Below are 21,501 nucleotides of genomic sequence, written 5' to 3'. Positions count from 1 at the left end.
CGCGTCGCGCGATCATGCCCGATCGGGCGGGGTGCGCAATCCCATCGTGACGGCGGGCGATCACCTCGCCCGGATAAAGTCGATCGTGACTTTTGCGTTACGCACTTCGGTGGAACAGCGGCGGCGATGCCTGACGAGGCGAGCAAGGAACACCGATGCCGAACGACCCTATGGAACAGCCGCATCCCAGGACGGCGCGCACGATCGTGCGGACCGCTCTGGCGCTGGCCGCGACGCTGCTGCCAGCCGGCGGCGTAGATGGCGTGGCGGCGGCCGCACCGGCGACGGCGACCCGGGCGCGCAACGTCATCCTGTTCCTGGGCGACGCGGGTGGCATTTCGACCATCAATGCGGCCGGGATCCTGGCGCATGACCGGCCGCAGTCGCTGTTCATCCAGTCGATGCCGCATGTCGCGCTGTCCGACACGTCCTCGCTCGATCGCTGGGTCACCGATTCCGGGGCGGGAATGACCGCGATCATGACGGGTCGCAAGACCGACAATGCGATGGTTTCGGCGGTGCCGAGCGGGGTCGGGGACGGCGTGGCGCCGCTGAAGACGTTGCTCGAACATGCCGAGGAACATGGCCTGTCGACCGGCATCGTCACGAACATGAAGATCTGGGACGCGACGCCGGCTGCCTGTTTCGCACATGTCGCCGCGCGCAAGAGCAAGGACGAGATCTTCCGCCAGATGCTGGCCCCGCGGTTCGGCGACGGCGTGGACGTGCTGATCGGCAAGGGGCAGGCGGACGCGACTGCATCCTTCGCCGCGCGCGGGACGACCGCCGAACGGGCGTTCCGCACCGCGGGCTACCGTTATGGGGACGATCCGGCGATCGTCGGCCAGGGTGGGCGCGTGGCGGTCCTGCGCGATGCGGACTTTGCGCCGCTGCCCGCGGTGGAGGCGACGATCGGACAGCTGGCGCGCAATCCCAAGGGCTATTTCCTGATGGTCGAATGGGACATGCACACCGACGACCCACAGGCGGGGCTGCGGCACGTGATCGAAATGGACGACATGATCCGCCGCGTCAGCACGGTTGCGGGAAAGGACACGCTGATCCTGTTCACCGCCGACCATAGTTTCGGACTGCGGATGGGGGGTGGTCGGCGTGGTACGCCGCTAGCTGCGCAATATGCGGCGGAAGCGGCAAAGCCCGGCGCGACGAACGCCAGCAACGCCGTCATCAGCGTCGAGGACGGCCATACCGGCGAGGAAGTCATCGTCGCGGCATCCGGCCCCGGGGCCGAACAGGTCCATGGATTCATGCCCAATACCAGGCTGTTCGGGATCATGATGGGCGCGTTCGGGTGGGGGGCGGGCAGGTAATCCATCCGGATATCGACCCGCGCTGTCTCGTCGCGGGTCACCGATCGAGGTGGCGTCGCGACCGTGATGTCGGGGCCTGCATACCCTGCGGATCGACCCGGAAAGAAGTCGAGTCAGCCATATTTCAGCTGCGCGAAGCGGTTTCATGGAGGCGTGGGATCATGATCGGAGAACCGCGTCCGCTGGTGTCCCGGCGGTTAACCAGTCTTCGATACGCGCCGTTCACGACCGGCCGCTACTTAGACTTTAATCTATATGGACCAGCTACCGGTATCGCCTTGGGGCGGTATTCTGCAACGTCGGCGCGGCGCTTCCGCGAATTTTGACACGAGCGCGATGGGATGCATGCAGCTCCCGTTGCCCGCGGAAGGACATCATCATGGCGACACTGACAGTCGGTCCGAATTCGACGTTCCGCTCCATTGCCGATGCTATGGCCGCCGGCGGGGCAGGCGACCTGATCCTGCTCGAGGCGGGATATTCCGGTGAATCCGCTACCGTGATCCATACCGGCATGACCATCACCGGCGACGCGACGTCGCTCGGCATCGTGCTGACGCTGGCACCCGGCGTCACCAGCGTCACGCTGGGCGGCACCGCACCCATGAACGTGCTGGACGCGAGCGACGGCAACATGATCGTCGGCAATGACGGCGACAATGTCGTCCAGGTGTCGGGCGGCGCGGATTCGGTCAGCGGCGGCATGGGGCGCGACCGGCTGATCGTCGACTACAGCCTCGCGACCGGCGCCGTGACCGGGGACGCGACGTCGAACTTCGCCGAGGCCGGCAGCGGCGGTCGGCTCGTCACGGTAAATGGCGGTTTCGAGGATTTCACGATCCTGACCGGAAGCGGTGCGGACACGATCACCGTCGGGTCCGGCGAGAACGAGATCCGGGTGGGCGACGGTGCCAACACGGTGACCGCGGGCCAGGGACGAAACCTGATCGTCGGCGGCATCGATGCGGACACCATCGTGGCGGGTGACGGCGGCAACCGGGTCGAGGCGGGCGCCGGCGCGAACACGATTACCACGGGCGGCGGCGCGGACGTGATCGGGACGGGCAACGGCGCGGACTCCATCACCTCCGGCGCCGGGGCCGACCTGATCACCATTGCGGGCGGGGCCGACACCGTCGATGCCGGCGCGGGCAACGATACGCTGGTCGTCGATTATTCGGCGGCTGTCACGGCGGTGACCGGCGGGGTGGTCAGCGGCGACCTGGCCGGCGGCTATGTTGGGACGATCGCCGACCTGTCCGGCGCGAATGCCGATTTCGTCGGCACGGAAAATTTCCGGATCACGACCGGCAGCGGCAATGACGCCGTCATCATCGGCGACGGCATCGACTATCTGTCCGGCGGCGCGGGCGCGGACAATCTGCAGTCCGGCGGCGGCAACGACGAGATCTTCGGGAACATGGGTGACGACCAGATCTTCGGCGGCGCCGGCAGCGACGCGGCGTACGGCGGGCAGGGCAACGACGTCATCTATGGCGGCACCGGTGCCGCCGACACGGCCGACATCGGCGATTTCCTGTTCGGCAATCTGGGCGACGACACGATCTTCGGCAATGCCGGCGCCGACCAGATCTTCGGCGGCGGCGGCATGGACACCGTCTATGGCGGTGCCGACGACGACGTGATCTATGGCGGCGTCGGCGTGGGTGATCCGGGCGATGCGGCGGACATGCTGTTCGGCAACCTCGGTAACGACACGATCTTCGGCAATGGCGGGAACGACATGATTTCCGGCGGCGCGGGCAGCGACGTGATCTTCGGCGGGCAGGGCGACGACCGGATCGTCGGCGGCGCGGGTGCCGATCTGCTGCATGGCAATCTCGGTGCGGATACCTTCCTGTTCGCGCAGGGCGAGGCTGGAGGCGATACGGTCGTAGACTTCGCGAGCGGCGATGTCCTGCGGTTCGAAGGCTATGGCCCGGACGCGACCTTCGCCCAGATTGGCGACACGAACCAGTGGCTGATCGACTCGAGCTTCGCCGACGAGATCGTGACATTTACGAACAACGCCGCGATCGATGTGACGACCGACGTCATCTTCGGCTGAGGCCGGGCCAGGCGGGTGGGGGGTCGCCGGCGGCGATGCCCCCGACCGACACGTCCGGGCAGAGTTTCATTGCATGAGACGGTTCCCGCTCCCTAGAAGGGGGGGGTGACGGTGGTTCGTCGCGGCGGCGGGGAACGAGCATGCCATGGTGACCGGGTGAAGACGAACAGTCCGTCCGGCGCGACACCGACCGGGCGGCCGGGTGCCGTCGATCACGGTGCGCGGCTGGGCGTCAGCCTGTCCGGGACCAATCTGGAACGGGCGGGCGACTACAACCAGCGTACCGTGCTGCAGGCGATCCGGGTCAGCGGGGAAGCGAGCCGGACCGACCTGGCGGCGATCACCGGGCTGACCGCGCCGACCATCGCGAACATCACGCGCCGCCTGCTGGACGCCGGGCTGATCGCCGAGGCCGGACGGCGACAGGGCGCGCGGGGACAACCGGCGGCGCAGCTGGTCATCAATCCCGGGGGCGGCTTCTCGATTGGCGTCAATATCGACCGCGATCATATCACGATCGTGTCGCTGGACCTTGCCGGCACGGTCCTGACCCGCGCGACGCGTGAAGTGGCGTTTCCGATGCCGGACGACGTCGCCGCCTGGCTCGGGGGTGAGATCACCGCGATCCGCGCGTCCGATCTGATCGACGAACGCCGGATGCTGGGCGTGGGGGTCGCGTTGCCCGACGATCTGGGGCGGGTAACGCTGCCGCACCGGCCGGCCGGGTACGAGATCTGGAACGACGTCGATGTGGCCGCCCTCGTCGGTACGATGGTGCCGTGGCCGGTGCATGTCGACAATGATGCCGCCGCCGCCGCGATCGGCGAGGCGCAGTTCGGGTCCGGCATGGTCCTGCCCAGCTTCTTCTACGTGCTGGTGAGCGCAGGTCTGGGCGGCGGGCTGGTGATCGACGGCAGTTATTTCCGGGGTGCGGGCAGGCGCAGCGGTGAAATCGGCTTCATGCCCGACATGACCCGCCGCGCCGCCGGCCGAACCGTGCAGGAAACCGTGTCGCTGTCCGCGCTGTACGCCCGACTGGAGAAGCGCGGCTGTGCGGTAACCGGGGTCGATGCCCTGACGGGCGGCGATCCGGTGGTGGCGGCGGTTATCCGCAGCTGGACCGAAGATGCCGCCCAATCGCTGATCGAACCGCTGATCGCGGTCAGTTGCCTGGTGGACCCTGCCGCGATCCTGATCGGCGGGCGGTTACCCGCCGCACTGGTCGATGCGCTGGTCGATCGGTTGAACGTAATGTTGGCCGATGCCGGACTGCCATCGGACGCACGCGTCCGGCGTGCAGCGATGTCGCACGATGCGCCGGCCGTCGGCGCGGCGATCCTGCCGTTTCTGGATCATATCCTACCGTCCGACGCGATTCTGATGCAAGCCGGGCGGACCGGCGGTCTTTCTGAACGCAATTTGCCTTTTTAATCTTCACCGTGCTCGCTACGGCTGTTCCCCAACATTCTGCCGCGATCGACGGCCGGTGGGAGAAGACGTCGCGCGGTGTGAACCGTATCGCGGCAAACCGCGCGTGGCACGCACGCTTCCCCCGGCCCAAGGCCTTGCACGACGGCGGACGGAAGGAGCGGGCGATGGTCCAGATTGGTATCGATTTCGGCGGCACGAAGATCGAGGCGGCGACGCTGGCCCGGGATGGACAGTTTCTGAGCCGGCTGCGCGTGCCCAATCCGGGCGATTATGATCGCGCCGTCCGCGCGGTGCGCGACCTGATCGCCGCGGTCGAGGCCGAGACCGGCGCGACGGGCACGATCGGGATCGGGACACCGGGGTCGATTTCGCCGCGGACGGGGCTGATGCGCAACGCCAACTCGGTCTATCTGAACGGCCGCCGGTTCCGCGAGGATCTGGAGACCGCGCTCGGCCGGCCGGTGCGGATGGCGAACGACGCCAACTGCCTGGCGCTGTCGGAGGCGGTGGACGGGGCCGCGGCGGGCGCAGGATCGGCTTTCGCGGTCATCGTCGGCACGGGATGTGGCGGCGGGCTGGTGATCGACGGGCGTATCGTCGAGGGGGCGAACGGGATTGCAGGCGAATGGGGCCATGTGCCGCTGCCCTGGCCCAATGCATCGGAATATCCCGGGCCGGATTGCTGGTGCGGCCAGCATGGTTGCCTGGAAAGCTGGGTATCGGGCACCGGGTTCCGCCGCGACCACGCGAGCGCGACCGGCGCGATGCTGGAAGGTGCGGCGATCGTCCAGGCGGCGCGCGACGGCAACGCCGCGGCAGTGGCGACGCTCGATCGCTATGTCGACCGGCTGGGGCGGGCGCTCGCGCTGATCGCCAATCTGGTCGACCCGGATTGTTTCGTGCTGGGCGGCGGCATGTCGAACGTGACCGAACTCTATGATCGGCTGCCCGACGTGATCCGGCGACACACTTTTTCGGACGGGTGGGACGCGCAAATCGTACAGGCGATGTGGGGCGACAGCAGCGGCGTGCGCGGCGCGGCACGATTGTGGCCGGCCTGATTACCAGCCGATCCGGCTCCTTCATACCGGTGTCGAAATCAATGCGCGCTAATGAGTCGTCATTCCGGACCCTATCCGGAGTCCAGGGCCGCGCACGCGGTGCTTCAAACCCCGTATCTGGGACCGTATCCGGGACGACGAGGATGGTGGTCGTCACATTCGATCGAGACCGCCGCTAAGGCGCGGCCCGGAGACCGCAGACCGGCCCGCGCAGGTCGTTTCCGGGCTGCGGTCCACCATTGACGAACGCCAGATAGCTTCTGGTGCGCAGATCGTAGCGCGGCCAGGCGGGCAGTCCCGCGGCGTTCGGATTGCCGGTACGCGCGAAGGCGAGCCAATAGGCCTGCATCGGCGGCGCGCCCGGTTCCAGTTCGTCGGTTCCGGCCATGACGTAGCGAATGTCGCTGCCGTGCGTCACGGGCCTGCCGTCCGGCGCGGAGTAGTCGAACTGATAGTGCCAGACCGGCTGGCCGGTTCGCGTGCGGGCGGTGGCGACCACCGTCGTGGGGCAACGGAAATTGATGTCGTTCGACAGGATCAGGTCCAGGTCGCCCATCCGCGGATCGGCGACCGGTATTCGGTCTAGCCCATAGGCGTGGCGGGCGGCGTCGGCATTGTGGCCGAATGCGTCCGCGATCGCGGTGCCGGCGCGCGCGACGCCGCCATGCAGAGTCAGTTCGCGCGCATTGCTGCCGACGATCAGCGGCGCGGGATTGCCGCCCTTGGCCAGTATCGCCGCCGGCGTATCGGGCAGGACGCGCCCGTCGACGATCGCCTGGAGCCAGATGAAGCTCTTGTCGACCAGGCCGGGCACGTCGACGGCCTCGGTCGCCGCGATGAGTCCGGCAACGGGCAGCACGCGGAGCGCGGTGGCGGTCTGGGCACTGCCGGCCTGTGCCGCAATCATCACCCCCAACCGTTCGTTGTCGGCAAGGCTGCGCGGCGGCGTACCGAAACCCGGCGTGCCGCTCTGTTCGATCGCCCTGGCGAACAGCCCGCGCGAACCGGGGCTGAGCAAGTGCAGGCCGACGTCCATGCCGCCCGCACTTTCCCCGAACAGTGTGACGTTGGCGGGGTCGCCCCCGAATGCGGCAATGTTCGCGCGGACCCAGCGCAGCGCCGCCTGCTGGTCCATCAGCCCGTAATTGCCCGACGCGCCGCCGGCTTCGCGGGAAAGCGCGGGGTGCGATAGGAAACCGAGCGCGCCGAGCCGATATTGCAGGCTGACCAGCACGACGCCCTTGCGGACGATGCCCGACTGGATCGTGCCCGCACCGCCGCCGGCATAGTTGGAACCCCCGTGGATCCAGACCATGACCGGCATCGGTTTCGCCGGTTTCGGACCGGGTGTGCCGACCTCCAGATACAGGCAGTCCTCGCTGGCGAAGCGCGCGGCCGCCGCATTCCAGCCGCGATCGACCTGCGGGCATGACGGCGCGGAGCGGGTGGCGTCGCGCACGGACTTCCAGCCGCGCACCGGCTGCGGTGGCGTCCAGCGAAGCGGGCCGACCGGCGGGGCGGCGTAGGGTATGCCGCGGAACAGGTGGCGGCCGTCCGCCGTCAACTCGCCGCGCACCGCGCCCTGCGCCGTCGGAACGACGCTGGTGGCAAGCGCGAGGGCGGCGAAGAGCATCACCGGGCGATGACCGCGCATGTAGGGGCGGGTCGGGCGAGCGCCGCCTTGAACGCGCGTTCGGCGACGGGGGCCATCACCGCATAGCCGGCGGGGGTAGGATGGACATGGTCGGACGACAGGCCGGCGCGCATGCCCATGGTGCCCGGGGCCGCCAGCGCGGTCCAGTAATCGGCGTAGGTCGATCCGGTCGCGGCGGCGTAGGATTTGAGCCAGCTGTTCATCGCCACGATCTTGCTGCCGGTATCGAGGCCCGGGCGCCATGGATAGCGATCGGCCGGGGGAATGGAGGCGAGGATGACGCGGATGCCGTTGGCTTGCGCCAGTTCGGTCATCGCGCGGATATTGGCCTTGCTCTCCTCCGGCGTCATCGGCCCGGTGTTGAATGCGATGTCGTTGGTGCCGGCCATGATCTGCACCACCGCGGGTTTGAGCGCGATCACGTCGGCGGGGAAGCGGACGAGCATCTGCGGCGTGGTCTGGCCGCCGATCCCGCGACCGATGCGGCCGGGCGTGAAGAAGGCCGGCACCTGATCGTACCAGCCTTGCGTGATCGAATCGCCGATCAGCACGATCCGCGGCTGGCCCGCCACAGGCGCGGGAAGGGCGGCGTTGGCGGCGCGGTAGCGCCCGAGATACGCCCAGTCGGTGTGCAGCCGTTCCTCACCCTCCTTCGCCCAGATCGCCTTCTGTTCGGCGGTGGGTTCCGCGGCGGTGGCGGGAAGCGCCACCGACATGGCGAGCATAGCGAGGAGGAGGCGGGCGTTGCGGGTCATGACGGGTCCATGGCTTGAGCGGGTCATCGTGCAGGCACGAGGCGGACGGCCGCACCGCCGCTGCCCGCCAGCACCACGCGGAGCGTGTCGCGCGCGGTGACGGTGCGGGTGGTAGTGGCGACATCGGTGGGCGCTGCGCCGTCCTGCCAAACGGTCGCCGTGAACCGCCCGCGCCCCAGGAAGGCGAGCGGCACGTCAAGCGTGCGGGGGTTTTCGTCCGTCATCGCGCCGACATACCAGTCCCTGCCTGAACGACGGGCCATCACGATCCGTTCGCCAATCGCGCCGGACAGGACGCGCGTCTCGTCCCAACTGGCGGGAACGGCGCGCAAAAAATCCATGCCGGCCGCGCCCGCATAATTGTCCGGGCTGTCGGCGATGCCCATGAACGGGCTGTCAAACACGACGTACATCGCCAGCGCCTGCCCGCGCGTCGTCTGGACCATCGGCGTGGCCGGTTCGATCCGGAACGTTGCGGGCGTCGCGTTGCGGAAGCCGCCGGGGGTATAGTCGTAGGGGCCGGCCAGCCCGCGCGTGAACGGCAGCGTGACATTGTGGCGCGCGGTGATGCGACGCGTCCATTTGTTATATTCCGCGCCCAACACGCCTTCCTGCGTCAGGAATTGCGGCCAGGTGCGCGTTGCGCCGGTCGGGTGATAGGCGCCGTGCAGGTCGAGCATCAGCCGGTGGTCGGCGCTGGCGCGGAAGATGCGCTGGTAGAATTCGACGATCTGCTGGTCCGTACGGTCCATGAAATCGACCTTGAACCCCTTGATCCCCATCGCGGCGTAGCGCGCGAAGGCGGCGTCCATCTTGGCATCCAGCACGCGCCAGTTGGCCCAGAGCCATAGCCCGACCTTCCGATCGGCGGCGTAGCGGACAAGGCCGGGCAGGTCGATCGCGGGGACGACGGACAGGATGTCCGCCCCCGGATAGACGAGCGGGCCGCCGCCGCTGTTGGCGTACCAGCCTTCGTCGATCAGCATGTAGGGCAGGCCGTTGGCGGCGGCGAAATCGATATAGGCGCGGATCGTCGCGTCGTTCATCTTCGCGCCGCCGGGCAGCGCCTTCAGAGTGGGGCCGTTCCACCAGTCCCACGCGGTCTTGCCGGGTTTGACCCAGCTGAAGTCGCCGGTTGGAGCAGGATTGAGGCTGGTCAGCAGCGTCGATTCGATCAGCCGGCCGGGCGTGTCACCCAGCATCACGACACGCCACGGCGTGGTGAGCCCGGTGGTGCGAACGTCCGCCTTCACGGCGATCGCCGGATCGTCCAGCCGCGGGGTGAGCCGCGTGGCGAAACCGAGCGCGCCGGTTTCGCGCCCGGTGAGGTAGGCGCCGGAATAGTCGCGCAGGTCCGCCTCGGTCAGCGCGAAGCTGGTGTTGCCGTCACCGGTACGGCAGGTGACGGGCGTCTCGAACAGATTATGCGGGCGGACCTGCGACGCGGCGATCGGATCATATTCGCCCTCATGACTGGTATCGAAGCGTCCGAGGTTGAGGCCCCAGCAGCGATAATCGCGCGGAAAGGCATATTCGGTCAGCTCGCCGGCCAGCCGCAGGTCGGTGAAGCCGGGCTGGACCGGCAGGCGGTAACGAAACGCGACGCCGTCGTCATAGGCGCGGAACAGGATGTCGAGCCGGCGGCGGGCACCCGTAGTCTCGGTCAGGGAGAGCGTGAGTTCATTATAGTGATCGCGCGCTGTCGATGTCTTGCCGGCGATCAGGCGGTAGCGCGTGTCCGCGCCGGCCCGCGTCGCGCCCGTGACCGCGGTATCGGGGCCGAGCTTCTTATACCCCTCGAACGCGAGGCCGAGCGGCGACGTGCCGATGACCGGCCGGCCGTGGAAGGCGACGGCGTAGGTCGGTCCTTTCGTTGTCGGGTCCGTGCCGATGGCGATATCGACCGAGCCGTCGGGGGACAGGAGATGGCGGTCCTGCGCGGACACCGCCGTCGTGCCGGCGATCAGGGCGGCGGCGATCAGCGTCTTGTGGGCGATCCGCATCGGATCAGCGGACCGGCACGGCGGCGGGGGTCACGTTCCAGCCGCGCAGCGCGACGGTCGTGGTCCCCTTCGCGGCCGTCGCGGGATAGCGGATCTCGATCCGCCGCCGTTCGCCCGGCAGCAGCGAGACATAATTGTCGGTGAAATAGGCCGGCAAGACTTGCGTGCCGTCCGCGTTCATGACGGTTAGCTTGGTGGCGAGCGCAGCAACCGGGCCGCCGTTCGCCAGGTCGAGCGTCGTCGCGACCTCTTCCCCATCGCGGCGGCTGGACGCGGTGGCGGTCAGGCGGGCGGGGGCCATTTGGGTCATTCCGCGATAGGCCGCGTCGTTCGCCCCCTGCCAATACAGGTTCTGCGACAGGACCTTGCCGGCCGCATCGGTGACGTCGAGCGCCACCAGCACCATGCCCTGCGCGGTCAGCGGCTTCAGATCGAGCGTGAAGGCGTCCGCCACCAGCCCCGCGCCGGCCCCGACCTTGGCGCGGCGTTCGGCCAGCACGCGGTTGTCGAGCGACGTGACCTTGGCATGGACCACCGCGCCGGACAGTGCGGGGCCGTTGTTGACGAGCACGACCTTGTGGTCGGGCAGGTTCAGCTGAACATGGACCGGTTCCGACGCCTTCTTCGTGCCGTAGAAGGCACCGTGCGTGTCATAGTCGGACGAGAAGATCTGCCACGCAGACGACGGCCAGGCCGGCTGCGTCATCCACAGCATCCGCGCGGTGTTCGTGGTCCAGAGACCTGCGTTGAACCCTTCGAAGATCGCGCGGTAGGAGTCATACTCCATCATCTGCGCCTTGCGTTCGAAGTCGGGCAGGCTGGTGCCCGCGCCGTAACGGACCGCCAGCACGTCCATGAAGCTCTTGACCGCGCCGTTCCCGGTCTGGTGCCAGTCGTGATAGGCCCAGGTGTCGCCGATCGGCCAGAGATCCGCCTTGGGCATGGCGCGGGTCCACGCCTCAATCGTCGGAAAGCTGGGCGTGCCGAGTTCGACCGAGAAGCCCTTGGCATGTTCGGTGAAGTAGGTGGATTCGGGACGCCAGTTGTACGGCCCGCTGTTCTGCAGGTTCACGCGGTTGGACGACCCCATGTAGAGCCGTGTGCCGTCGTTGCGGTTGACGATCGTCTGCAGCGCCTCGTTCAGGATCGGTTGCGGCACGCCTTCGTTGCGGCCGAACCAGACGACGATCGACGGGTGGTTGCGGAACCGCCGGACGACGTCCTCCGCATTGCGGGTGAACAGCGGGATGTCCTGCGCCTCGATATTATAGTCCTGCGTCGATTCCCAGAAGTCGTTGAGAATCATCAGGCCATGTTCGTCGGCAAGGTCGAAGAAGGTCTCTTCTGTATTCTGGCCGACCCAGTTGCGGATGATGTTGAGGTTCGCATCCTGATGCAGCCGGAAGAACGGCAGCAGCCGCGACCGTTCCGTCCGCTTCATGAAATCGTCCATGCCGATATTGCCGCCGCGCGCCGCGATCCTGACGCCGTTGACGCGGATCAGCAGATAGGGGGCAAGCGCCGCATCGCCGGCGATCGGCGTGACCGCGGGCGAGCGTTCCGCGCCGGGGACGAGCGAGGCGGCCCAGCCGTTCGGCGTTTTGCGAATGCCCTGATGCGTGCCGTCGACGACCTGCTGCCCCAGCGTCCGCGCCTTCGACAGGTCCAGCCCGACGCGGCGGAGCCGGTCGTTCCTGTCCATCAGCGATATCTCGTACGTCACCTGCCGCATGCCGAAGCGCAGCGACCTGGTGTCGGAGACCGCGCCGGCCACCGTCGTGGTGAGTGTCAGGTCATGCAGCGCCGGCATGCCGTAGCCATTCGGCCACCAGAGCCTGGGATTGCGGACGGCCAGCGCGGGAAATTCGGCGGGGGCCATCGTCACGTCGGCGGTGGCACCGGGGGCGAGCGCAACCGACTTTGTCACGGTCACATCGTCGAACCGCGCGGTGACGGTCGCGGTGGTCGCGCGGTCGGTCTGGTTGCGGACCGGCACGGTGATTTCGACGTTCGCCACGCTGTTGTCGGGCTTCGGCAGCGTCGTCACGACCTGCGCATCGCCGATCGCGGCGGGGCCGGTGGCGATCAGGTCGACGCCCTGCCACAGGCCGGTGTTGCGGTCGCGGATCGTGGGGATCCAGTCCCAGCCCTCGGTCGCGACGAAGGTCGGGCCGTCGAGCATCTGCATGCCGCCATTTTCGCCGACGCCGGCGGTCATCGATTCCTCGTGCGCGATGCCGGGATGCGGCGGGGGCGACACGCGGACCGCGATGGCGTTGCGACCGAGCAACAACTTGCCCGTGACATCGAACCGGCCGCGGATGAAGGCGCCCTTCATCGTGCCCAGCGACCGCCCGTTCAGCCAGATTTCGGCGGCATAGTTCACGCCCTTGAAATTCAGTTCGAGATGCCGGCCGGCGGTTTCGGCCGGGACCGTGATTTCAGTGCGATACCAGTAATCCTGCCGCGCGAGCCGTTCGGGAATGGCCATGTTGTTCAGGCCGAAGGCGGGATCGGGATAGACGCCGCGGTCGATCAGCGTGGTCAGCACCGTGCCGGGTACGGTGGCGGCATACCAGCTGCGCGCATCGTAACCGGCCCGCGACAGCGTGGCACCGTCCGCACGCACCTTGGGTGCCTCCGCCAGGCGCCAGCCGGCGACGGTCCAGAGGCCGGGTGCCCGCTGGTCGAGCGCGGGGCCGCGCGGTTCGGGCTTGGCAACGGGTTTGGACAGCGGGGCGCGGCTGCGCGGCAGCGTCGCGGCATCCTGCGGCGTGATCTGGCCCGGCATCTGACGCACCTGGACCGGCCATTCGGACTGCACCGGATCGATGGTGGCGTAGCCCGACGGAAGCCGCGCGGGCTGCGCGATCGCGGTCGACGCGAGCAGCAGCGCGAGCGCGGAGGCGCCAAGAAGGAACGGACGGTCGGTCATGCAGTCATCCCCTGTGCGGGCAGCCGGTTCTCTGGCCGGGCTGCGCGATCATCCCGACAAGAGCATGGTCGGACGAAAAAGCCAAATCATTTGGCAAATTGCCGCGCCGCTCCGCTTGGTGCGTGCCGGGCGATGAAGTCGGCATGCGTCGGCAATGCCTGCGCGGACCGCAGCGTGGTGGCCCGCATCTGGCGCAGCGCGTCGGCGACCCGGTCGGCATCCAGCGCATCGACGATCGGGTCGTAACCGACCGGCACGACGTTCTGGCCGAGCAGGACCTGCACCCAGCTGGGGATGCCGAACAGTTCGTCGTCATACCGGAAGATCCGGCCCTTCTCACGGAACAACGACAGCTTGCGGGTCAGGCCGTCGGGTACGGGCATGGTACGGACGTGGCGCCAGAAGGCGGAATCATCGCGCCGGGTGGCGTGATAGTGCAGGATGATGAAGTCGCGGACCGACGTGTAGGCGTCGCCCATCAGCCGGTTATATTCGTCGCGTTCCACCGCGCCGAACCCGCTGTCGGGGAACAGCGCGAACAGTTTCGATATGCCGGTCTGGATCAGGTGGATGCTGGTCGATTCGAGCGGTTCGAGGAAGCCGCCCGCAAGACCCAGCGCCACGACGTTGCCCTCCCACATCCGCGCGCGGCGGCCGGCCTTGAACCGGATATGGCGTGGATCGGCGGTCGGCTTCGCGTCGAGATTGGCGAGCAGCAGGGCGGCCGCCTCGTCGTCCGACATATGCGCGCTGGCATAGACATGGCCGTTGCCGGTGCGGTGCTGGAGCGGGATGCGCCATTGCCAGCCTGCGGGCCGCGCGGTGGCGCGGGTGTAGGGCAGGATCGGCGTGCTCGGTTCGGTCGGGACCGCGACCGCCCGGTCGCACGGCAGCCAGTGGGACCAGTCCTCGAACGGCACGCCCAGCGCCTCGCCCAGCAGCAGGCTGCGGAAGCCGGAGCAGTCGATGAACAGGTCGCCGGCCACGGTCGTGCCGTCGTCCAGCCGGACGGCGCCGACATGACCGGTTTCGCCGTCGCGGTCCGTGCCGGTGATCTGCCCCTCGATCCGCACGACACCGCCCGCTTCGGCCAGACGGCGCAGGAACGCGGCATAGAGCCCCGCGTCGAAATGATAGGCGTAGGCCAGGGGCGGGGCGGGGCGGGCCGGGTCGGGATGGGCGAAGCGGCCAAGATAGGCGGCGACCGCGGAGGGGGAATAGCCGTCCAGCCCGCCGACACCGGCCCGGTCGCGCAGTTTTAGCCAGAGCTGGTGGAAGGCCAGCCCCTGGATATCGCGGCCATGCCCCCCGAAGGCATGCATGTAGCGATCCTGCCCCGTGTCCCAGCCGACGAATTCGATGCCGAGTTTGAAGGTGGCGCCGGTGGCGGCCATGAAATCGCGTTCGTCGACGCCGATCAGCTGGTTGAAGCCGAGGATGGGCGGAATGGTCGCCTCGCCGACGCCCACCGTGCCGATCGCATCGGATTCGATCAGCACGATCTCCCGCGTGCCGTCGTTCAGGAACCGCGCGGCCGCCGCGGCCGCCATCCAGCCGGCGGTGCCGCCGCCGACGATCACGACCTTGCGGATGGGGGAGCGGGCGGGGGAGCAGGCGGTCGTCATCGGCGGCGTTCCAGTTGCGCGAGATAGGCGGGGTAGGGCGGCAGGCGCGCCGGCAATGCCGCGATGCCGTCCACCAGCCGGTCCAGCGCGGGAAGCAGTGTTGCCGGCGCGGTGGCCGACGCGATCGGGTCCGGCACATTCGGCATGATGCCCAGGCCCAGCAGCAGGCCGTGCCAGTCGTCCGGATCGAAACTCTCATCCTCGTAGAAGGGCAGGCGTCCGCGATGCGCGAACTGATCGAGCGTATGGGCAAGGTCGTCCGGGCGGGGCAGGCGGTGCAGGCCCTTCCAGAACGGACCTCGCGTGCGGCCGGTGGGGTGGTAATGGGCGGCCTGGAACGCGCGGACGCGGATGGCCTGCCGGTGGGAACGACGGTTATATTCCGCCAGTTCGGTCGCGCCGAAATCGCGGCCGGGCAGCAGGTCGATCGCGCGCAGGATCGCGGCATGCGCCAGGTGCAGGTTGGCGTCGCCCAGCGGATCGAGCGCCACCGCCGCATCACCCAGCGCGAGCACATTATGCGCCCAGGGATCGGCCAGCGCACCGGGCGCGACGACGACCGTCTCGTCCCCTGCGGGCAGGATGCGGCGCGCGCTGGAGTCCGGTGTCTGGCCGGCGACATAGGCCAGACCGACCAGCGTCCGGTCACGCAGCGGCCTGGCGAAGCGCCACCCGGTAGGCAGCGCCACGAGGTCGTCGGTCGGGGTGGGCGGCTGTGGCGGCGCGGTGCCGATCAGCAGCCGATCCACCGGCAGGAACGCGCCCCAGTCCGCGCGCCCCGTGCCAACGCTCATGCGCAGCCGGGCAGCGGGGCCGGAACAGTCGAGATACAGGTCGGCCGCGATCCGCCGGCCGTCGGTCAGCAGCAGCGCCGCCACCCCGCCGTCCGGGTGCCGCTCGACACCGGCAAGGTCGCCGATGGTCGGGACGATGCGAAGATGACGGGCGAGCGCGCGCAGCAGGTCGCGGTAGCGCGGCGGATCGAGCCGGAGCGCATAGCCGAACTTCGACAGGGGCGACGCAGGGTCGTCGGACGGATGCACGAACCGGTCCGCGGCGGCCAGCACCGCGGCGGAGGAGAAGGCATCGAACGCAGCGACCCTGCCGGCGCGGCGCGCGTTCAGCCAATGCTGGTGGAACGCGCCGGGCGCGACCGCCGCACCGCGATCACCATGCGCCAGCACCAGCGGCGCGCCATCGTGGCGCCAGTCTGACAGCCGGGTCCCGATGCGGTGCGTCGCGCCGGCGGCGATCAGGTCGGCCTCGCCAAGGCCGATCCGGTCGTGGAAGGTCGCGATCGACGGCAGCGTACCGGGCATCCGGTCCGCCAGCGCGGCCGGGTCGGGCGGCGTCTCGATCACCGTCACGGACAGGCCCGGCAGGGCGCGCGCAAAGGCGATGGCGGCCGAAAGCCCGACGATGCCCGCGCCGAGGACCGCGATGCTGGCGACGGGCGGCCGTCCCGTCATGCGGCGATCGTCGCATTGCGATGCGCAAGGAATGCGGCATGATCGGGCATCGCGGCGGCGGTGTCGGCCACCTGCGTGCGCAGCTTGCCCACCGCGCGTTCCAGCGTATCGAGCGCCGGGCCGTCGGCGCGCTGGTCCCACGCCTGCGGGACGATGCCCTGGCCAAGATAGACCGCGATCCAGCTGGGTTCGAGGAACAGGCCCTGGCTATAATGCGCGACCCGACCGGCGCGGCGGAACAGGTCCATCTTTTCCGCCAGCGTATCGGGGATGTCCATCGTCCGGACATGGTTCCAGAAATCTGAATCGTCGCGGCGGGTGGCGTGATAATGCAGGATCAGGAAGTCCCGGATCCGGTCATATTCCATGTCGACCATGCGGTTATATTCGGCGCGGTCGCCGGCGGCGATGCCGTCCGTGCCCGCCCGCTGCGGGAACAGTTCGATCAGCTGCGTGATCGCCATCTGCGCCAGGTAGATGCTGGTCGATTCGAGCGGTTCGAGGAAGCCGGAAGCGAGCCCCACGCCGACGACGTTGCCGACCCAGCTGTTGCGCCGGCGGCCGGCCCGGAATTTCAGGAAGCGCGGATCGGCAAGCGGCGCACCCTCGACCGAACGGACCAGCGCGTCGGCCGCCGCCTGATCGTCGAGATGCGCGCTGGAATAGACATAGCCGTTGCCGACGCGGTGCTGCAGCGGAATGCGCCACTGCCAGCCTGCGCTCTTCGCCGTGGCGCGGGTATAGGGTTCGATCGGCCCGGCGGGGGAGGCGCAGGGCATCGCGACGGCGCGGTCGCACGGCAGCCAGCGCGACCAGTCCTCCCAGGGTTCGGCCATCGCATCGCCCAGCAACAGGCTGCGGAAGCCGGAACAGTCGACGAACAGGTCGCCTTCGATTGTCATGCCAGTGTTCAGCCGCACCGCGCGAACGTCGCCGGTTTCGGGATGGCGATCGATCGACTGTACCCGGCCTTCGGTCCGGCGGGCCCCGTGCTCCTCGGCAAAGCGGCGGAGATAGGGGCCGAACAGGTTCGCGTCGAACTGATAGGCATAGCCGAAGCTGGCCGCCAGATCGTCGGCCGGTCCGTCCGGGATGGCAAATCGGTGGCCCTTCGCGGCGGCCACCGCGACCGAATAGTCGCCGATCGGCCCGGCCCGGCCCTCCTTTGCCAGCCGGAGCCAGTAATGGTGGAAGCCGACATCGGCGAGCGGCCGGCCGAACGTGCCGAACGGGTGGATATAGCTGTCGCCGATAGCGCCGAAATCGCGAAAATCGATGCCCAGCTTGAACGTGGCGTGCGTGGCGCGCATGAAATCGGCCTCGTCCAGTCCCAGCCGCTGCACGAAGGCGCGGATATGCGGCAGCGTCGCCTCGCCCACGCCCACGATGCCGATTTCGGCCGACTCGACCAGGTCGACGGTGCAGGCGGTGGGCAGTAGCCGAACGAGCGCCGCCGCCGTCATCCAGCCGGCAGTCCCGCCACCCAAAACCACCACGCGCGTGCGATCGATGCCCGTCATCATCCCCTCTCACCCGGACGGTCCGTTGCCCGCCTGTTACACTTTAGCAACAATACGGCGCCGTCCGACATATCTGTCTATCAATTTGCCTTATTCAGCTTGTGGCCGAAAAAATAGCCGCCTACCAGATCGGACATAGGAACGGTCACCGTTCGTATCGATAGGGAGGCACGTTCGGAACGTCTGCTGAACAAGCGACGGCGGCGTGCTGCAGGATGTTGAAGGGGTCTATCATGGCAGTTGTTGCGTCGTCGTCGCGGACGATCGGTATTGCGTCTCGTCTGTTCGGCGCGAGCGTGTCTGCGCTGGCCATCGCCTTCGTCACCACGCCGGCCTTCGCCCAGGTCGCGCCGGCCCCGGCCGATCCGCAGGGCGTTCCTGCGCCGGCCGGTCCGGGTGCCGCCAGCACAACGTCGGGCGCGACCAGCGTCGATGCCGCCACCGCAGGCACCGCCCCGGGTTCGGCCAGCACCACGACCGGCACGTCGGGCGCATCGCCGGACGCGGGCAACCCGACCCCGGATGCGGAGCGCGAGGAGATCGTCGTTACCGGCATCCGCCAGAGCCTGGCCAATGCGCAGAACATCAAGCGCAATTCCGACACCGTCGTCGACGCGATCACCGCTGAAGACATCGGCGCATTGCCCGATCGTTCGGTCAACGAAGCGTTGCAGCGCGTGCCCGGCGTTTCGATCAGCCGGTTCGCCGCGCCGAACGATTCGCAGCATTATTCCGCACAGGGTTCTGGCGTCGTCATCCGCGGGCTCGGCTATGTCCGCGGCGAAATCAACGGCCGCGACGCGTTCGCCGCCGGTGGCGGTCGCGAGATCGGTTTCAACGACATCCCGTCGGAAATCGTCGGTTCGGTCGAGGTGTTCAAGAACCTGACCGCCGATCTGATCGAAGGCGGGATCGCCGGTACGGTCAACATCAACACCCGCAAGCCGTTCGATTCCACGAAGGACCTGCTGTTCCTGTCGGGCGGCATGAACATCGGCGACCTGGCGCGGCGCGGCGCGCCGCAGCTGGTCGGCCTGGTGTCCAAGCAGTTCGATCTGGGCAATGGCGGCCGGTTCGGCGTTCTGGCCAGCGGCACCTATCAGAAGCTTTACAGCCGTTCGGACTCGGTGTTCGTCTCGTCGATGCTGCCGCGCTATAACGACGACCGCAACGGCAACGGGGTGCAGGATCCCGGCGAGGGCCGTGTGCTGAACCGTGGCACCCCGTTTGAGTCCACGCTGTTCGACACCTTCCCGCTGCCCGCCGGCCGCAACGTGGTCTATGCGCCGCTCGGCGCGGGCTCGCGGTCGCAGGATTTCAAGCGTCAGCGCATCGGCTTCTCCGGCGCTGCGCAGTATGAGAATGCGGACCGCACGCTGCTGGTCACCGCGCAGTTCGTTCGCGCCGAATCGCGCGAGGACTGGCTGGAGCATACCGTCGAACCCAACGTCTATTATGGCGACGTGAACACCGTGTTCCCGGTCGGCGGCACCGACTTCACCTATGACGACGATGGCATCTTCACCAGCGGTACGCTGGGCAAGCGCACCGGTCCCGTGCAGGGCAATGGTCCGAACGGCTACGGCGTTCTCGGCCAGTTCGCACCGGACGGCATCTTCACGACACAGTCCAACCGGCATTTCTTTTCGAAGTCGATTTCGCAGGATCAATCGCTCAACATCAAGTTCGAGCCGATCGAACGCCTGCATCTGAACCTTGACGGGCAATATGTAACGTCGAAGGTCAAGGTTCGCGACGACATCCTTGATACCGCGACGTTCAGCCAGACGTCGATCGACCTGCGCGGCGGCATTCCGCTGATCACGTCGATCACGCCGGGCGTCGACACGACCAGCTATTTCGCCAATCCGAACTCGCTCTATTTCCGCGACGCCTTCAACGGCCGGCAGGATAATGACGGCCACGAATGGGCGTTCCGCGGCGACGCGCAGTATGACGTCAGCGACGATGCGTTCCTGCGCACCGTGCGGGTCGGCGCGCGCTACGCCGACCGCAAGCAGCTGGTGAAGGCGGTCGACTATAACAACTGGGGTTATCTCTCCGAAACCTGGTCCGCCAATGGCCCGATCAGCTATGCCGCGCTGGGCAACGAGGAACGCCAGCTCTACAGCTTCGGCAACTTCTTCCGCGGCAAGACCAACACGCCGCCGTCGACGACGTTCGTCCCCGACAACATCTTGGCCGATCATGACGCGTTCACGGACTTGCTGCGCCGGATCACCGCGTTGGGCGGCGGCACCTACCAGCCGGCAGAGGATCGCAGCGGCGTAACTGTCGATGGCGCATATCGCGACAATGAATTGTATCGCAACCGCGAGCAGACGATGGCTGCCTATGTACGAGCCGATTTCGGTGTCGATGATTTTGGCAATGGCATGAGCCTGACCGGGAATGTTGGCCTGCGGTATGTGAATACCAAGGATTCGTCGAACGGCGCGCTGACTTTCCCCTCACCCAACTCGATCTTCAATCCGGACAGCTTGCCGCTCAGCCCGGCCGGAACTCCCTATTCCCGCGACGTCAACGGTTTCTGCCAGTCGCAACGGGATCGTCCGCCGGCTAGCGGCACCATCAACGCGATCTGTACGGTAACATCGGCGCAGCAGGCGGCAATCATCGCGTTCGCATCCGGCGGAGCGGACCGTACCACCGGCGCATCCGTCGCGGATGTCGCTCGGCAGAAATACGACTTCTTCCTGCCCAGTGCCAACGTGAAGCTGCAGGTAACGCCGACGCTGCTGTTCCGGGCAGCCGGATCGAAGGCGATCTCGCGTCCGAACTTCGGCGATCTGCGCAACTATGTCGGTGCGAGTCCTTCGGGTGGCAATTCTGCCGGGAACTACCGGTTCGAGGCGCAGGCCCGCAACCCGTTCCTGCGCCCGGTCGAAACCACGCAGTTCGACGTGACCAGCGAGTGGTATTTCTCGAAGGTCGGATCGCTGACGGCCGCGGTGTTCCACAAGACGCTGTCGAACATCATCGTCGACAATCTCGGCTATACCCGGACATTGACTAACAACGGCCAGACGTTCGACGTGCTGATCAACGGTCCGGCCAACGTCGACGGCAAGTCGCGGATCAAGGGCGTGGAGCTTGCCTATCAGCAGACCTACGACTTCCTGCCGGGCCTGTTGCGCGGCCTCGGCCTGCAGGCGAACTACACGTTCGTGAAGGCGGGCAAGATCCCGAACCCGGTGCCCGCCAACGGTGCCGCAGACGGCAGCCGTCCGCCGCAGGACGTTGCCGGGCTGTATGACAACCTGCCGTTGCAGGGTCTGTCGAAGCATACGGTCAACGTCGCCGGCTTCTACGATCTGGGTCCGATCTACGCCCGCGTTGCCTATAGCTGGCGGTCGAAGTTCCTGCTGACCAATCGGGATTGCTGCTTCCCGTTCCTGCCGGTCTACGCATTGCCGACCGGCCAGCTCGACGCATCGGCCTTCGTGACGGTCAACTCGAACTTCAAGCTGGGCGTGACCGCGTCCAACCTGCTCGACGAGACGACCAAGACCAACTTCCTGCTGAACGGCGATGGGCTCGAGGCGAAGCGGAGTTTCTTCAAGAACGACCGCTCCTACACGCTGTCGGCACGACTGACCTTCTGATCGTCTGAACCGCCGGATCCGGT

12 protein-coding genes are annotated in these 21,501 nt (G+C 67.6%); 5 read left to right on the top strand and 7 right to left on the bottom strand.

What is annotated here, in order from left to right; all coding sequences use genetic code 11:
• Positions 1-155: 155 nt before the first annotated feature.
• The 4 genes from BKY59_RS06180 to BKY59_RS06165 all read left to right on the top strand — a co-directional run bounded on the left by BKY59_RS06180 (position 156) and on the right by BKY59_RS06165 (position 5,891).
• Positions 156-1,331, top strand: a complete 1,176-nt coding sequence (locus BKY59_RS06180; RefSeq protein ID WP_240499979.1) for an alkaline phosphatase — start codon at positions 156-158, stop codon at positions 1,329-1,331.
• 379 nt (positions 1,332-1,710) lie between these two features.
• Positions 1,711-3,399 carry a calcium-binding protein gene (locus BKY59_RS06175; protein WP_076069539.1) on the top strand — a complete coding sequence of 563 codons (1,689 nt, stop codon included), beginning with the start codon at positions 1,711-1,713 and terminating at the stop codon, positions 3,397-3,399.
• Between the two features lie 156 nt (positions 3,400-3,555).
• Positions 3,556-4,830, top strand: coding sequence for an ROK family transcriptional regulator (locus BKY59_RS06170; protein WP_076069536.1), 1,275 nt, complete (start codon positions 3,556-3,558; stop codon positions 4,828-4,830).
• Positions 4,831-4,994: 164 nt separating this feature from the next.
• A complete protein-coding gene (locus BKY59_RS06165) occupies positions 4,995-5,891 on the top strand; it encodes an ROK family protein (RefSeq protein ID WP_076069827.1) in 897 nt (298 codons plus the stop codon).
• 175 nt (positions 5,892-6,066) lie between these two features.
• Here BKY59_RS06165 and BKY59_RS06160 read toward each other — a convergent pair whose 3' ends face one another.
• The 7 genes from BKY59_RS06160 to BKY59_RS06130 all read right to left on the bottom strand — a co-directional run bounded on the left by BKY59_RS06160 (position 6,067) and on the right by BKY59_RS06130 (position 17,852).
• Positions 6,067-7,545, bottom strand: a complete 1,479-nt coding sequence (locus BKY59_RS06160; protein WP_076069533.1) for a carboxylesterase/lipase family protein — start codon at positions 7,543-7,545, stop codon at positions 6,067-6,069.
• Positions 7,524-8,300 carry a GDSL-type esterase/lipase family protein gene (locus BKY59_RS06155; protein WP_076069529.1) on the bottom strand — a complete coding sequence of 259 codons (777 nt, stop codon included), beginning with the start codon at positions 8,298-8,300 and terminating at the stop codon, positions 7,524-7,526. The genes BKY59_RS06160 and BKY59_RS06155 overlap by 22 nt, the downstream gene beginning before the upstream one ends.
• Positions 8,301-8,323: 23 nt before the next feature.
• On the bottom strand, positions 8,324-10,303 hold the full coding sequence (locus BKY59_RS06150; protein WP_076069526.1) for a glycoside hydrolase family 97 protein: 1,980 nt from the start codon (positions 10,301-10,303) through the stop codon (positions 8,324-8,326).
• A gap of 4 nt (positions 10,304-10,307) precedes the next feature.
• Positions 10,308-13,238 (bottom strand): glycoside hydrolase family 2 protein, encoded by a 2,931-nt coding sequence (locus tag BKY59_RS06145; RefSeq protein WP_083671909.1) that lies wholly within the window; start codon positions 13,236-13,238, stop codon positions 10,308-10,310.
• 86 nt (positions 13,239-13,324) lie between these two features.
• The gene (locus tag BKY59_RS06140) at positions 13,325-14,863 is read right to left on the bottom strand and encodes a tryptophan halogenase family protein (protein WP_076069523.1); all 1,539 of its coding nucleotides are present in this window, start codon (positions 14,861-14,863) and stop codon (positions 13,325-13,327) included.
• The gene (locus tag BKY59_RS06135) at positions 14,860-16,332 is read right to left on the bottom strand and encodes a tryptophan 7-halogenase (protein ID WP_076069519.1); all 1,473 of its coding nucleotides are present in this window, start codon (positions 16,330-16,332) and stop codon (positions 14,860-14,862) included. The genes BKY59_RS06140 and BKY59_RS06135 overlap by 4 nt, the downstream gene beginning before the upstream one ends.
• Positions 16,329-17,852 carry a tryptophan halogenase family protein gene (locus tag BKY59_RS06130; protein WP_076069820.1) on the bottom strand — a complete coding sequence of 508 codons (1,524 nt, stop codon included), beginning with the start codon at positions 17,850-17,852 and terminating at the stop codon, positions 16,329-16,331. The genes BKY59_RS06135 and BKY59_RS06130 overlap by 4 nt, the downstream gene beginning before the upstream one ends.
• 233 nt (positions 17,853-18,085) lie before the next feature.
• Between BKY59_RS06130 and BKY59_RS06125 the strand changes: the two genes are divergently transcribed.
• Positions 18,086-21,478, top strand: coding sequence for a TonB-dependent receptor (locus BKY59_RS06125; protein WP_076069516.1), 3,393 nt, complete (start codon positions 18,086-18,088; stop codon positions 21,476-21,478).
• Positions 21,479-21,501: the final 23 nt, after the last annotated feature.

This window comes from Sphingomonas montana, assembly GCF_001956315.1.
In the GTDB taxonomy this organism is placed as follows: Bacteria; Pseudomonadota; Alphaproteobacteria; order Sphingomonadales; family Sphingomonadaceae; genus Sphingomonas_R; species Sphingomonas_R montana.
Note: the sequence above shows the minus strand (reverse complement) of the source record. Positions and strands in the feature narration are given on the sequence as shown.

Excerpts from the sequence above, each read along its gene's own strand:
- BKY59_RS06180 (WP_240499979.1), top strand. The coding sequence starts at position 156 with ATGCCGAACGACCCTATGGAACAGCCGCATCCCAGGACGGCGCGCACG.
- BKY59_RS06160 (WP_076069533.1), bottom strand. The coding sequence starts at position 7,545 with ATGCGCGGTCATCGCCCGGTGATGCTCTTCGCCGCCCTCGCGCTTGCC.
- BKY59_RS06130 (WP_076069820.1), bottom strand. The coding sequence starts at position 17,852 with ATGACGGGCATCGATCGCACGCGCGTGGTGGTTTTGGGTGGCGGGACT.
- BKY59_RS06125 (WP_076069516.1), top strand. The coding sequence starts at position 18,086 with ATGGCAGTTGTTGCGTCGTCGTCGCGGACGATCGGTATTGCGTCTCGT.
- BKY59_RS06135 (WP_076069519.1), bottom strand. The coding sequence starts at position 16,332 with ATGACGGGACGGCCGCCCGTCGCCAGCATCGCGGTCCTCGGCGCGGGC.
- BKY59_RS06140 (WP_076069523.1), bottom strand. The coding sequence starts at position 14,863 with ATGACGACCGCCTGCTCCCCCGCCCGCTCCCCCATCCGCAAGGTCGTG.
- BKY59_RS06145 (WP_083671909.1), bottom strand. The coding sequence starts at position 13,238 with ATGACCGACCGTCCGTTCCTTCTTGGCGCCTCCGCGCTCGCGCTGCTG.
- BKY59_RS06150 (WP_076069526.1), bottom strand. The coding sequence starts at position 10,303 with ATGCGGATCGCCCACAAGACGCTGATCGCCGCCGCCCTGATCGCCGGC.
- BKY59_RS06165 (WP_076069827.1), top strand. The coding sequence starts at position 4,995 with ATGGTCCAGATTGGTATCGATTTCGGCGGCACGAAGATCGAGGCGGCG.
- BKY59_RS06175 (WP_076069539.1), top strand. The coding sequence starts at position 1,711 with ATGGCGACACTGACAGTCGGTCCGAATTCGACGTTCCGCTCCATTGCC.
- BKY59_RS06155 (WP_076069529.1), bottom strand. The coding sequence starts at position 8,300 with ATGACCCGCAACGCCCGCCTCCTCCTCGCTATGCTCGCCATGTCGGTG.